The following is a 14,639-nucleotide window of genomic DNA, read 5'->3' as shown; positions in this document are numbered from 1 at the left end:
TACCATGAGCAATCGTACGGTTTCAATTGATATGATGCGCCGCAAATTGGAATTGCCTCGTGCAGAGCATTGGGTCATGCGTTCGCAGGCTGAACAGCGCACATATCGGATTATTGCGGCACAACCACTGGGGGAAGCTCCACCATCAGGATACCCTGTTATTTATATGTTAGATGGAAATTGCGTGTTTAACACAATGGTAGAGGCTTTGCGTCTGCAATGCCGTCGTCCGGAAAAAACAGGTGTTGTTCCTGCAGTCATCGTTGGAATAGGGTATGAGACGGAGAGTCAGTTCTCACCTGATCGTTTCTATGACTATACGCCATTTCCGAATACGAGCATTTTGAACAAGTCGGATGGATCTCCCTTGCCTGAACAGGGCGGTGCTGAGGCTTTTCTGAAATTTGTAGAGGAAGAAGTCAAACCGCAGATCGAAAGTGAATTCAACATCGATCGCAATCGTCAGGCGCTGTTTGGCCACTCTCTGGGGGGGTTGTTCACTTTGTTTGCAATGTTTAGTAGACCGCATGCATTCCAGTACTATATCGCGGGAAGTCCCTCTATGCACTGGAATAAAGAATACTTGCATGAGTTGGAGCAAAACTTCAGTACTCGTGTGAAGGAAGAGCCGCACAACATTCGATTGATGCTTGGTGCAGGTGAGTTAGAAAAAACGCATGTGGCAGGCAATTGCGCGAATGCATGTCAGCTCTCTGAGCGGCTAGCATTTTTGTCGGAGTATGGCGTTCATGCCGAATACAAGGAATTTGAAGGTGAAGGTCATGTATCCGTACTTCCAGTTCTTATAGCACGAGCTTTGCGATTTGCTTTGCATCCTGAGCGTTAAGGAGGTTTCAGCTGTGAATTATCCATGCATGGAAGGGAAAGTTGCGCTTGTCACTGGTGCCGCTCAAGGTATTGGCGAAGCAGTGGTGCGGGCTCTTGCTGAACAAGGTGTAAGGATAGCGGCTGTGGATCGGAACGAGGCTGGATTGAACAGCCTCGTCGTTGATCTAACAAGTATTGGGGCCAAGGTGTTTCCCTATACAGTCGATGTAGGAAGTAGTGCTGAAGTTGAGGCTGCTGTCGAACAAATTGAGCGAGCTCTAGGTCCGATCGACATCTTAGTGAATGTGGCGGGCGTGCTGCGAATCGGCGCCATCGGGTCACTAAGTGATGAGGACTGGCAATCGCACTTTACGGTAAATACAAACGGTGTATTTTACGTTTCCCGAGCAGTTGTGTGTCGCATGGCAACCCGCAAAGCAGGAGCTATCGTCACGGTTAGTTCGAATGCTTCAAAAGTTCCTCGGACGCAAATGTCTGCCTATGCAGCATCCAAGGCGGCATCGACAATGTTCACGAAGTGCTTGGCACTAGAATACGCGAAGGACAACATACGCTGCAATGTAGTATCGCCTGGCTCTACGGACACAGAGATGCAGCGCCTGTTGTGGAAAGATGAGAATGGTGCACAGCCTATAATTGATGGTTCCTTGGAATCGTATAGAGTGGGCATACCGTTAGGGAAGATAGCAGCTCCTGTTGATATCGCAGATTCTGTTCTCTTTCTCCTTTCTTCGCGTGCAGGACATATTACGATGCATGACGTTTGTGTTGATGGTGGTGCTACATTAGGCTGCTGACGCAAAGTAAATTTTGAGAAGCAGCGTGATTCGTTTAAAGGCCCTCTACAATAACTCTTATCACAATTTCATATACAGGAAGGAGATTTTGATTATGTTGAATGTTGAAACGCTAACCGTAGCTGATGCCGAGCAACTGATTGAACAATATCGAACAGGCTCGTCGTTCTTCTTCTCCTCACCACGAAAAACGTTGTTAACCCAAGGCGAATATGCAAGACTATCCTATCCGACAGGTTCTGAATCCAAATTATTACCCCAACGCGTAGCAGAACTGCTTGAGGCAGCAAAACGAGCAGGCCGAACGCAATCGATCGTCGTTGGAGCTATACCTTTTCATACAGACAAGCCAGCGCATCTGTTCATACCAGGTACAGTCGAAATGTATGATGGTCTGAGATTTTTATCAGCTAGTGCACCTGAAAGGCCGCAAATATCCAACTATCAAGTACAGCCTGTTCCAGAGCCAGAACAATTTAAACAAGGCGTGAATCGATTGTTAGAGCTCTTTCAAGAAGGTGTACTGCAAAAAGCAGTGCTCTCCCGAACGCTGCATATTTCTTTACCTCAACCATTGCAAATTCCTCAATTGTTAGCTCATTTAGCTTTTTATCATTCCCATGGTTACACATTCGCAGTTCCATTAGTGCCTGAGCAGTCATCTTCATCCAAAATAGATACCGTTTCAATCGGATATGAATCATCTGAACCCTCTCGAACACTAGTTGGTGCAAGCCCAGAGCTGCTAGTGACGAAGAAGGGACTTCAAATTACGGCGAACCCTTTAGCAGGCTCTGCTGCGCGCAGTAATGATCCAATTGAAGATGAGCGGAGAGCTGCCGCATTACTGGCTTCTACCAAGGATAGATATGAGCATGCCATCGTGATTGAAGCGGTTGCAAACGCACTTGCACCGTACTGCAGCAAACTGCAGGTACCATCAGAACCATCGCTTGTTCAAACGAAGGCCATGTGGCATCTTTCTACCGAAATTAATGGGGTACTGAAGGACGAATCGATCACATCTCTTGACCTTGCTTTGGCTATGCATCCAACACCGGCTATATGCGGGACGCCTACAGACTTGGCTAGAGATGTTATTCAAGAGATCGAACCATTTGATCGTGGATTTTATACAGGTGCAGTCGGATGGACGGATGAAAATGGAGACGGTGAGTGGGCTGTGACGATTCGTTGCGCGGATACAGAAGGGCTTTCGATGAAAGTTTACGCGGGAGCGGGAATTGTCGCAGGCTCTAGTGCTGAATCTGAGCTTGCCGAGACTTCGGCTAAGTTCCGTACGATGCTGGCTGCAATGGGCTTAAGTGAATAAGAACTAAAAAGTAACTAAAAAGTACTGGTTATGACCTAGGAGGGATACATGATGCTGGCAGGGTGCCCAACATGGCCAGAAGAATTCGCAGAGCGTTATCGACAAAGTGGATGCTGGGAAGGGATCACATTCGGAGAAATGCTGAGACAGCGAGCGTTAGCGCTTGGAGAGCATATCGCTGTTGTTTGTGGTGAGCAAAAAGTGAGCTATGCGGAGCTTGATCGAAGAGTGGATCGTCTTGTCGTTGGATTTCAGCAATTAGGGATTAAGAAGCAAGATCGGGTTATCGTTCAGTTACCGAACATTGCTCCATTTTTCGATGCGATATTTGCCTTGTTTCGGATTGGAGCGCTGCCTGTCTTTGCTTTGCCCGTTCATCGTGAAAACGAAATTGTTTACTTATGTGAATTCAGTGAGGCAGCAGCCTATATCATCCCGGACAAAGACGCGGGCTATGACTATTGTGAACTTGCGAAGAAAGTGAAGACATCTGTTCCCGGACTTCGTCATGTCATCGTGGCAGGTGAGCCGAGCACGGACGAGTTCCATGCGATGCATGATTTGTATGTCGACGAAGGGGAGGAGCTCCAAGTTGAGGGGCTAGAAGGACCTCGTTCAAGTGACGTCGCATTCCTTCAGCTGTCAGGAGGAACGACCGGGCTGCCTAAGCTTATCCCTCGCACGCATGATGATTATATTTACAGTTTGCGCATGAGCGTGGAGGTCTGTGATCTTAACAAAGACAGTGCATATTTGGCCGTACTGCCAATTGCACATAACTTCCCGCTCAGTTCACCAGGTGTGCTAGGAACATTGTATGCGGGCGGAAAGGTTGTCCTCGCTCGGAGAGCAAGTCCAGATGTTGCATTTCCTCTTATAGCCAACGAGGGAGTGACGATTACGGCGCTCGTACCGCCACTCGCGATCGTATGGCTTGATGCGGCAGAATCTCGTCGTCATGAACTATTGAAGCTCCAAGTACTGCAAGTAGGCGGTGCCAAGTTCAGTTCGGAATTAGCCAAGCGAGTCAAGGCTGTAATGGGCTGCAAGCTGCAGCAGGTATATGGGATGGCAGAAGGTCTTGTTAACTATACGCGGTTGAATGATCCACACGACATTACGATAAATACGCAAGGCCGCCCTATGTCCCCTTATGATGAAGTGCGAATCGTAGATGAGGATGACAACGAAGTTGCATATGGTGAAGTAGGGGAACTGTTGACACGGGGGCCCTATACGATACGCGGTTACTACAAGGCAGAGAAACATAATGAGAAGGCCTTTACCGCAGATGGATTTTATCGTACCGGTGATCTGGCCAGCATGACTCCGGAAGGTTACTTAGTGATCGAAGGGCGGTCGAAAGATCAAATTAATCGTGGTGGCGATAAAGTAGCGGCTGAGGAAGTGGAAAATCATTTGCTTGCGCATCCAGCTGTGCATGACGCAGCTGTTGTTGCTATGCCTGATGAGTTTCTTGGCGAGCGAACTTGTGCCTTCATTATTGCTCACGATCAGGCAGTGACAAGTAACGAACTTAAGGCATTTCTTAGGCAAAGAGGTCTTGCTGCGTATAAAATACCTGATCGCGTAGAATTTATGGACGAGTTCCCTCAAACGGGGGTAGGCAAAGTGAGCAAAAAGAGTTTGCGTGAGTTCATTGCCAACAAACAAAACGTCTTAACACATTGATCCCTAGTTCGAAAATAGCTTATTAAATAACATGTTTAAAATACTGCAGAAATGAGGAGATATGATGGCTCTTCCTACTATATTGCCTTATCCAATGCCTTTAGAAAGCGAGCTGCCTAAAAACAAAGTCGCTTGGACGGTGGACCCTAATCGAGCGGTGCTGCTTATTCACGACATGCAGCAATATTTTATAGATGCTTTTACACCTGAGCAATCTCCTGTCGTGGAGCTGCTCGCGAATATCCAGAAGCTGAGAGCTTATTGTGCGGAGCAGGGAATTCCAGTTGTGTATTCGGCTCAACCGGGCGGCCAAACGATTGAGCAGCGCGGGCTACTGCAAGATTTCTGGGGCTCTGGTATTAATGATGGTCCTTATCAGAAAAAGTTTGTCGATGCAGTGGCTCCAAATGAACAAGATATTTTGCTAACGAAATGGAGATATAGTGCGTTTCAAAAGACGAATTTGTCCGAAACGATGCGTGAGCAAGGTCGCGATCAGCTTATGATATGCGGCATATATGCACATATCGGCTGCTTGCTTACCGCTTGCGAAGCATTTATGCAGGATATTCAACCGTTCTTTATTGCGGATGCACTTGCGGATTTCTCAGAAGAAAAACATCGCATGGCACTTACCTATGCTGCTGAACGCTGTGCAGTTACGATAACGACAGATCGTCTTATTGCATCTACAAGTCGAGCACAAGTTGCTGCTTCTGCTGAGTGCATGGATGCCCCAGGCGTGGGTGTGTGTACAGGTGTTAATGAACAGGCTCAAACTGCTTCCCAAGTTGAAATCAGTGTTCTTTCCGAGCAATCGTTGCAGGAAGACGTAGCAGCTCTATTGCAGGAGAAGCCCACTGATATAGGTGTGGATGACAATTTAATTGAATATTGGGGACTTGATTCCATTCGAATCATGAGCTTGGCTGAGCGGTGGAGGCGTGCTGGCATCCCTATCAGTTTTGTGGAACTAGCGGAGCAGCCTACCTTGGCAAGCTGGTGGAAGCTATTGTCGCAGAAAATGAACATGCCGCTTCCTAATTATGATTACTATACCGTCTAAAGGAGATAACTCTATGCTGGAACAGAAGAGGGAACGTTGGCCGCTGTCTGGCGCACAGGCAGGCATTTGGTTCGCACAGCAGATTGATCCGAGCAATCCGATATTCAATACTGCAGAATGTGTGGAGATTTCCGGAGCGATTGATCCGATTCGGTTCGAGGCAGCGGTACGTCAAACCGTAATGGAAGCAGAAGCATTGCATGTTCGCTTTGGGGAAGACGCGGATGGACCATGGCAGTTCATCGATTCATCTTCGGATTGGCAGTTTCATGTAATCGATGTAAGTGAGCAAGCTGATCCAGATCATGCTGCACAAGTATGGATGGAGCGCGATGTTGCAGCCCCTGTTAATTTGGGTGTCGGACCATTATTTACGGAAGCACTCTTTAAAATAGCTGTTGATCGTTATTATTGGTACCAACGCATTCATCACATTGTGACCGATGGCTTTGCTGTCTCACTCTTGATGAGAAGAGTGGCTCAAATCTATTCAGGATTAGTTAGCGGGGATTCTCTCGCTGAAGGCAGCTTTGGCTCATTCCGTGTGAGCTTGGAAGAAGATATCGCGTATCAGCAATCGGAGCAGATGGAGAAAGACCGGGCGTTTTGGCTGGATCGCTTTGCTGATGAGCCAGAGGTTGTAAGCTTGGGTGGACATGCACAATTAACCGCTCGCAGCTTCTTGCGTCGATCAGCTCAGCTTCCAGAGGCGCTGCTGCAGCGCTGGCAGGATGCCGCACAACGATCTGGGACAAGTTGGCCGGATGTCATGGTTGCAGCTGCTGCACTTTATGTACATCGTATGACGGGTACTGATGATGTTGTACTAGGATTACCCGTGATGTGCCGCTTGGGTTCTTCCTCCTTGCGTGTTCCTAGTATGGTTATGAATTTGCTCCCGCTGCGGATTAACGTGTCACCAACGATAAGTTTAGAGGGGTTACTGAAGCAAGTAACACAAGAAATACGCAGTATTAGAAGACATCAGCGATATAGACATCAGGACATACGACGTGATCTAAAACTGCTGGGTGATAATCGTAGGTTATTCGGACCACTTATTAATGTCATGCCATTTGTTGAAGAGTTGAGTTATGGAGGGTATGCAGGAGTTGTACGCAATATCGCAGCTGGCCCAGTTGATGATCTGACATTCAATGTACACGGCAGTCTGGATGGAAAAGGAATAAGCATTAGCGTAGATGCAAATCCAGCAATATACAGTGAAGTAGAAGTGCAATCGCATTTACAACGTTTCTTGCAGCTGCTTAATACTATCGCAGAAATTAATCCTGCTGATTCAGTTGGGCGTCTAACTGTCATTTTGCCCGAAGAACGGGACAAAGTCCTGTATGAGTGGAATGATACGGAACAAATCCTTTCTAAAACGAGTGTATCGGAATGGTTTGAGGAACAAGTCGCTCGCACATCGCAGGCCGCTGCTGTCATTTGCGAAGAAGCAGTGCTTACCTATGAAGAGTTGAACAAACAAGCAAATCGTCTTGCTCACATGCTTATTGACAGAGGTGTAGGCCCTGATCAAATCGTTGCGCTGTCCTTGCCACGATCGGTTGATATGATTATTTCCATTTTAGCTGTTCATAAGGCTGGGGCTGCTTATTTGCCAGTGGATCCTGATTATCCAACCGAACGGATTATGTATATGGTGGAAGATGCGAAGCCGATGTGTCTAATCACTGCACAGGAGATGGCTTCAAGCTTTGTAAATGTCATGAAATCTGATGATGTTGTGATGCTGGATGATCCTGCGATGATTTTAACACTGGCGTCGCAACCCGTTACTAATCCGGTAGATGCTGATCGTACGGCACAATTATCGCCACTTCACCCATCTTACGTTATATATACTTCGGGCTCGACAGGGAAACCAAAAGGAGTCATGTTGACGTTCGAAGGCCTCGCTAACTTGTTGTTCGACATGCGCGAGCGTATTGCGATCGGTGAACAGGATCGCTGGTTGTCGGTTACGACGATTTCATTTGATATATCGGTCATGGAAGTGTTGCTGCCGCTCATATGCGGATCGACACTTGATATCGTATTAAAGGATACGATTCTAGATACTCCTGCTTTAATAAGCAGAATCAGAGAGACAGGCACGACGATCATGCAGGCCACCCCAACATTGTGGCAGGCGATTGCTTCGAGCCAACCAGAGAAGTTCGAGCATTTGAAGGTAATTACAGGCGGTGAGGCGCTGCCAGTTGGGCTAAAGCTAGCGCTCCAAGATTTGAATTGCGAAGTGAACAATCAATATGGTCCGACAGAAACGACGATCTATTCAACAGCTGCTTTGTTAGATCACGAGCGTGAAAAGCCTTCGATTGGAGAGCCGATCGGGAATACGAAGTTGTATGTGCTCGATTCGTCGTTATCTCCTGTTCCACCGGGCGTAACAGGAGAACTATATATTGCAGGCTCCGGTTTAGGCAGAGGTTATATGGGTCGACCAGATTTGACAGCTGAGCGCTTTGTTGCCGATCCGTTCGGCGCACCTGGCTCACGTATGTATCGTACTGGAGATCTTGCTAGATGGATGAATAAAGGATGGATCGATTATTTAGGACGTGCGGATCATCAGATCAAGCTGAGAGGTTTCCGTATCGAGACAGGAGAGATTGAATCTGTCCTAATCGACCATCCTGATGTGGAGCAAGCGACTGTCATTGTACGTGAGGATCGAGTTGGTGATCGTAGACTGGTAGCTTATGTTGTACTGCATGCCAATGGTGCAAATGCTGTGGACGCGAATGAGCTTCGTCGCTTTGCTGCAGGCAAACTGGCGGAATATATGGTTCCATCCGTTATCGTCATGCTTGAAGAGCTGCCGATGACACCAAATAAGAAAGTGGATCGCAAAGCACTGCCTGCTCCTGATCTGAGCTTAATGACAGTGGGACGCACGCCACGTACTCCTCAGGAGGAGATGCTGTGCACCATTTTCCAAGAAGTGCTTGAAATACCGCGCGTCACTATTGACGATGATTTCTTCGCACTTGGCGGACACTCGCTGCTTGCTGGAAGAGTAATGCTTCGTGTACGTGAAGCATTTGGCGTAGAGATGAACATCGGAAGACTGTTTGAGGCCACAACGGTAGCTAGTTTGGTGAAGCTGCTTGATCAAGCACAAGCGGCAAGACCAGCAATACGTCCGACTGTGCGACCTGATCAGATTCCATTATCCTTCGCGCAGCAACGTTTATGGTTCTTATATCGCTTGGAAGGACCAAGTCCAACTTATAATATCCCACTCGTTGCACGTCTATCAGGCCAAATCAACTTGGATGCGCTGCAAGCGGCGCTCAGTGATGTTGTTGCTAGACATGAAGTGCTGCGAACCGTGTTCCCAGATGAAATGGGTGCTTCCAGACAGATTATATTAGATGCTAAACGGGCCATTCCTGAACTGATCGTGACTGCAACTAGTGAGGAAGAGTTGTCCGATCAATTAATGGAGGCAGTCCGATACAGCTTCCAACTGGCCACAGAAACACCGTTTCGTGTCGAGCTATTCAAGCTGAATGATACGGAGCATGTACTTCTCCTGCTGCTGCATCATATTGCAGGTGATGGCTGGTCGCTTACACCAATGACACAGGAGCTTTCCATCGCCTATGCGGCACGTTGTGAAGGCAAGGTTCCCGTATTGCCGCAGTTGTCTGTGCAATACGCTGATTATGCAATCTGGCAAGAGGAACTGCTTCGCAGCTCGGATGATGAAAGCCTTATCGCACGTCAGTTGGATTATTGGACGAACGAGCTTCGCTATTTGCCGGAGGAGCTAGAGCTTCCAATGGATTATCCACGTCCCAATGCTGCTAGCTATAAGGGAGATACGATAGCATTCCATATTGATCGCACCTTGCATCGACAGCTGAATGAACTTGCTCGCAGCAACCGGGCCACTTTATTTATGGTGTTCCAATCTGCCTTAGCGACGTTGTTCACGAACCTTGGTGCTGGAAATGACATTCCGATTGGTAGCCCAATCTCGGGACGAAATGATGACAGCTTAGACAATCTGGTTGGTTTCTTTATTAATACGCTTGTGTTCCGTGTCGATACGTCAGGTGATCCACAGTTTGATGAGCTGCTCAAACGAGTGCGTGAGATGAGCTTGTCAGCCTTTGAGCATCAAGATGTACCATTTGAACGACTCGTAGAGGCATTGAATCCACCTCGTTCTCGTTCGAGACACCCGCTATTCCAAGTGATGCTTGTCCTGCAAAATACACCAGACGCTGCGCTCAAGCTGCCTGGAGTCCAGGCAAAGTTGCAGTTGCAGAGCGTAGGTACGGCGAAGTTTGACTTGACGTTCGAGCTGACAGAGCGTCGTGATGCACAGGGGGCCCCAGATGGGGTAGACGGCTTGATCGAATTCAGCACGGACTTATTCAAGCGAGGTACGGCTGAAGCGATGACCGAGCGCTATATGCGCGTATTGCAAAGTGCAGTCAGTGAACCAAGTAAACCAATAAGTAAACTTGATATATTAACTGTTCAAGAGCGTGATGATCTGATTCAACAATGGAGTACACCACTGCCTATTTCGGAGCAGTTGACGATTCCGGAGATGTTCGAAGTTCAAGTAGAGCGTACTCCGCAAGCGATAGCTATTGTGTACGAAGGAGAATCGCTGTCTTATAAAGAGTTGAATGACCACGCTAACCGACTTGCTCGCCTCCTAATTGAGACAGGAGTACGGACGGAGCAAATTGTTGCCTTGGCATTGCCGCGATCTATTGAGATGGTCGTTGGCATACTAGCTGTACTTAAAGCTGGGGCTGCCTATTTGTCGCTAGATCCGGATTATCCGGAGGATCGGCTTATTTATATGATGGAGCATTCCTGTCCTGCTTGTCTGGTTACAAGCACTCATGTTAGTGATCAAATTCCGAATGCGGCAAGTTTGCCACGTATTGTCATTGATGACTTAGAAGTATCTGTACGTCTGCAACGTTATTCAATAGAGAATCCAACGAATAGCGAGCGCAATGGACTGCTTATGCCGTTGAGCGCTGCCTATATTATTTACACATCGGGTTCAACAGGAAAACCGAAAGGTGTGCTCGTACCTCATCAAAACGTCGTACGATTATTTATATCGACGGAAGACTGGTTCCACTTTGATGAGACGGATGTGTGGACGTTGTTCCATTCCTATGCGTTTGATTTCTCGGTATGGGAAATATGGGGACCACTGCTTTATGGCGGACGCCTTGTTGTCGTCCCTCATCGGATAAGCAGAGCACCGGATGAAATGTTGAGCTTGATGGTGCAAGAAGGTGTAACTGTACTGAATCAAACGCCGTCAGCCTTTTATCAGCTCATGCAGGCGGATCGTGAACGGCCCGATCTGGGGCAGAAGTTAAAGCTGCGGTACGTTGTATTTGGTGGAGAAGCCTTGGAACTTGGCAGATTAGAGGATTGGTACAGCCGTCATGCTGACGATGCACCGCGCCTGATCAATATGTACGGCATAACAGAGACGACCGTTCATGTTAGTTATATCGAACTAAACCAACACAGCGCGCTTCCGGGGGCAAGCAGTATTATCGGTGTGCCAATACCGGATCTTAGAGTGTATGTGCTGGATAATAAGCTTCAGCCGGTTCCTTGTGGCGTAACCGGAGAAATGTATGTGGCTGGTGCAGGTTTGGCGCGCGGATATTGGGGGCGCCCTGACTTGACAGCTGATCGATTCGTAGCGGATCCATATGGTCTGGCGGGAACAAGAATGTATCGCACTGGCGACCTAGCGAAGCGGCTCGCAGACGGTACACTGGATTATTTAGGTCGTTCGGATCATCAGGTGAAAATACGTGGTTTCCGTATTGAGCTTGGCGAGATTGAATCGGTTCTAAATCGTCATTCAGAGGTCGCTCAGGTTGCGGTCATCGTGCGAGAAGATCAGCCTGGTGACAAGCGGCTAGCTGCATATGTGGTCAGCGAGTCTAATGAGCCTATTGATACAGCAGAGTTGAGGAGATTTGCAGCTGCGTCTTTGCCGGATTACATGGTTCCGTGGGCGTTCATATTTATGGACAAGCTGCCACTAACCACGAATGGCAAGTTGGATCGTAAGGCACTGCCAGCCCCAGATGTGACGTTGGACACAGATGGTCGAAATCCAAGAACACCGCAGGAAGAAGTCATGTGCGAGCTGTTCGCTGAAATTCTTAACGTCAAGCGGGTGAGCATCGACGATAGTTTCTTCGAGCTCGGTGGACACTCCTTGTTAGCAGTCCGGCTTATTAGCCGAGTGCGTGAAGCATTGGGTAAAGAGCTGAGCATTGCTGTTCTTTTCGAAGCACCTACGGTAGCAGGTCTAATCGATAAGCTGGAAATGAGCGGTGGCAACAGTGCTTTGCAAATTCTTCTGCCGCTGCGTTCACATGGCGATCAAATACCGTTGTTCTGCGTACATCCTGCAGGTGGTCTAAGCTGGTGCTATGCAGGCTTAATGAAACATCTCGGTATGAATTATCCGATCTACGGCTTGCAAGCACGCGGTATTGCTCAAGATGAAGCACGGCCACAGTCATTGGAAGAAATGACTGCTGACTACATTGATCATATTCGCAGTATTCAGCCAAAAGGGCCATATCGAGTGCTTGGCTGGTCACTAGGCGGCAACGTAGCGCAGGCTATTGCAGTGCAGCTGCAAGAAGCGGGAGAAGAAATCGAGTTGCTCGCTATACTTGATGCCTTCCCAAGTCATTACTTGCCGATCAAAGATGTACCGGATGAAGATGAGGCACTGACTGCGCTGCTCGCTCTAGGCGGATTTGATAGAGAGCTTATTGAAGAAAAGCTTGGAGGCGAGCCGCTGACCATTACTGGTGCGCTTGAGCTATTGCGCAATGAAAGCAGTGCGCTAGCTTCGCTTGAGGTTGACACGATTTTGAATTTGAAGACGACTTATGAGAACTCCGTTCAACTGTTAAAAGCATTCGTTCCTAAAAAATTCGATGGCGATATGCTGTTCTTCCACTCTACGATCATTCCGGATTGGTTCGAACCGATTGATCCAGAAATGTGGATGCCTTATTTAGGCGGGAAAATAGAACGGCATGATATCGAGTGTCGCCATAAAGATTTGTGTCAGCCAGGGCCGCTTGATTTTATTGGAAAAGTAATTGTTAGCAAGCTGGAGGCAGCTGCACAAGCAAGACAGACAACTTCTAAAGGGAGTGAACTGATCTATGAGTAATCCTTTTGAACAAGTGGACGGTACTTATCTTGTATTAATCAATGACGAGGGGCAATATTCGCTCTGGCCAGCTTTCGCAGCCGTTCCAAATGGTTGGAGTAATGTGCTGGGGCCACAGACACGCGAGGAATGCGTTTCCTATATTAATGAGAATTGGGTAGACTTGCGGCCGCGCAGTTTGTATGCGAAGGAAGAGCAAGTTACGGGAAGCTAGCAATGAGCGCGTGGTTAAATCCACGAAAAGTAATGTGCATTGTCTATGTAGCCGCGATGTTTGTGGTAGCCATGGATGCGACTGTGTTAAATGTAGCACTGCAGACGATTAGCCAAGAGCTAAATGTACCGCCAGCTGCATCTGGGATTCTGAATGTCGGCTATTTAGTCAGCCTCGCCATCGTTCTACCGATGGCGGGTTGGCTCGGCGATAAGTGGGGGACGAAGCGCACATTTTTACTAGCGCTTACCATCTTTACTACTGCCTCTGCAATGTGCAGCTTTGCCCAAAACTTAACGACATTGACGATATTTCGCGTCATTCAAGGAATTGGGGGAGGCCTGCTTACGCCAGTAGGGATGGCGATGCTATTCCGTACCTTTCCACCGGAAGAGCGAGCAAAAGTATCTCGCTCGCTTATTCTTCCGATAGCTATTGCTCCTGCTGTAGGACCAATTGTGAGTGGGATGCTGGTTGAGCATTTTTCATGGCGTTGGATTTTCTATGTTAATTTGCCGATTGGTATCCCCGCAATATTGTTCGGGCTGTTCTGGCTAAAGGAAAATAAGCAGCCAAATGTCGGAAAGTTAGATGTGCCTGGGTTCCTATTGTCAGCACCAGGACTTGCACTTGTTATGTATGCCCTAATCCAAGGACCAATACATGGTTGGAGTTCACCGGCAGTTTGGGTATCAGGAACGATTGGAATTATTTTGCTGGCTGCATTAGTGAAGGTAGAACTCAGTGTGAAGCAACCACTGCTGGATTTACGTTTACTTGGCAATCGTTTATTCCGCACGACTGGACTCGTTTCAATGTGTGCATCTGCAGGTTTGCTAGGTATGCTGTATGTGTTTCCATTAATGTATCAAAATGCGCTGAACGCCTCTGCATTAGATACGGGATTAACGACGTTTCCGGAAGCAATAGGACTTATGATTGCCTCCCAGCTCGTACCATGGACGTATCCAAGGCTTGGACCGAAACGAGTCATGGTCATTGGGTTTGTAGTAACAGCACTCATATTTGTCACGCTTAGTATGGTAGATGCGAATACGAATCCATGGTTTATTCGAGGCTTGTTGTTCAGTGTAGGTATTTTCCTTGGCCAAACAGTTGGTTCTGTACAAATTGCTGCCTTCGCAACGATCCCTCCAGCATCGATGGGGCGTGCAACGACTTGGTTTGCGATGCAGAGCAGACTTGGGCCTGCGATGGGACTGGCTATCCTCTCTGGTACGCTTGCATTCATCGGTACAAGTACGGTGAACGCCGTAGGACAAGTTGAGCCGAATCTAATGGCATATCGCGTTGCATTGCTAGTAGCAGCTGGGTTCCTGCTCTTAGGGGCATGCATAGCGATGCTTATTCGAGATAGTGATGCGGCCGCTACGATTCGCAAGCCTGTGAAGCCACGTGAGGCAAAGGAAAAGCCCGTTGCCGCTGAAGGTTGA

The 14,639-nt window shown here is 47.9% G+C and carries 8 protein-coding genes; all 8 read left to right on the top strand.

The window, feature by feature from the left end:
* The first annotated feature begins 4 nt into the window (after positions 1–4).
* Positions 5–847 (top strand): alpha/beta hydrolase, encoded by an 843-nt coding sequence (locus tag FPZ44_RS11725; protein WP_144990369.1) that lies wholly within the window; start codon positions 5–7, stop codon positions 845–847.
* A gap of 28 nt (positions 848–875) precedes the next feature.
* The gene (locus FPZ44_RS11720) at positions 876–1,646 is read left to right on the top strand and encodes a 2,3-dihydro-2,3-dihydroxybenzoate dehydrogenase (protein ID WP_144991804.1); all 771 of its coding nucleotides are present in this window, start codon (positions 876–878) and stop codon (positions 1,644–1,646) included.
* A 94-nt stretch (positions 1,647–1,740) separates the two neighbouring features.
* Complete coding sequence (gene dhbC / locus FPZ44_RS11715; protein WP_144990367.1) at positions 1,741–2,979, top strand: isochorismate synthase DhbC; 1,239 nt, start codon at positions 1,741–1,743, stop codon at positions 2,977–2,979.
* A 51-nt stretch (positions 2,980–3,030) separates the two neighbouring features.
* Complete coding sequence (locus FPZ44_RS11710; protein WP_144991803.1) at positions 3,031–4,671, top strand: (2,3-dihydroxybenzoyl)adenylate synthase; 1,641 nt, start codon at positions 3,031–3,033, stop codon at positions 4,669–4,671.
* 64 nt (positions 4,672–4,735) lie between these two features.
* The gene (locus tag FPZ44_RS11705) at positions 4,736–5,737 is read left to right on the top strand and encodes an isochorismatase family protein (protein WP_144991802.1); all 1,002 of its coding nucleotides are present in this window, start codon (positions 4,736–4,738) and stop codon (positions 5,735–5,737) included.
* Between the two features lie 13 nt (positions 5,738–5,750).
* Entirely contained in the window at positions 5,751–12,971 is a 7,221-nt protein-coding gene (locus tag FPZ44_RS11700; RefSeq protein ID WP_144990365.1) for an amino acid adenylation domain-containing protein, read from the top strand.
* On the top strand, positions 12,964–13,185 hold the full coding sequence (locus tag FPZ44_RS11695; protein ID WP_144990363.1) for an MbtH family protein: 222 nt from the start codon (positions 12,964–12,966) through the stop codon (positions 13,183–13,185). The genes FPZ44_RS11700 and FPZ44_RS11695 overlap by 8 nt, the downstream gene beginning before the upstream one ends.
* 2 nt (positions 13,186–13,187) lie before the next feature.
* On the top strand, positions 13,188–14,639 hold the full coding sequence (locus FPZ44_RS11690; protein ID WP_144990361.1) for an MDR family MFS transporter: 1,452 nt from the start codon (positions 13,188–13,190) through the stop codon (positions 14,637–14,639).

It is taken from the genome of Paenibacillus agilis, from assembly GCF_007786455.1.
Classification (GTDB): domain Bacteria; phylum Bacillota; class Bacilli; order Paenibacillales; family Paenibacillaceae; genus Paenibacillus_B; species Paenibacillus_B agilis.
The sequence above is the reverse complement of the archived record's forward strand: the minus strand, read 5'-3'. Positions and strand labels throughout refer to the sequence as shown.

Excerpts from the sequence above, each read along its gene's own strand:
- FPZ44_RS11720 (WP_144991804.1), top strand. The coding sequence starts at position 876 with ATGGAAGGGAAAGTTGCGCTTGTCACTGGTGCCGCTCAAGGTATTGGC.
- FPZ44_RS11695 (WP_144990363.1), top strand. The coding sequence starts at position 12,964 with ATGAGTAATCCTTTTGAACAAGTGGACGGTACTTATCTTGTATTAATC.
- FPZ44_RS11705 (WP_144991802.1), top strand. The coding sequence starts at position 4,736 with ATGGCTCTTCCTACTATATTGCCTTATCCAATGCCTTTAGAAAGCGAG.
- FPZ44_RS11710 (WP_144991803.1), top strand. The coding sequence starts at position 3,031 with ATGCTGGCAGGGTGCCCAACATGGCCAGAAGAATTCGCAGAGCGTTAT.
- FPZ44_RS11700 (WP_144990365.1), top strand. The coding sequence starts at position 5,751 with ATGCTGGAACAGAAGAGGGAACGTTGGCCGCTGTCTGGCGCACAGGCA.
- dhbC (WP_144990367.1), top strand. The coding sequence starts at position 1,741 with ATGTTGAATGTTGAAACGCTAACCGTAGCTGATGCCGAGCAACTGATT.
- FPZ44_RS11690 (WP_144990361.1), top strand. The coding sequence starts at position 13,188 with ATGAGCGCGTGGTTAAATCCACGAAAAGTAATGTGCATTGTCTATGTA.
- FPZ44_RS11725 (WP_144990369.1), top strand. The coding sequence starts at position 5 with ATGAGCAATCGTACGGTTTCAATTGATATGATGCGCCGCAAATTGGAA.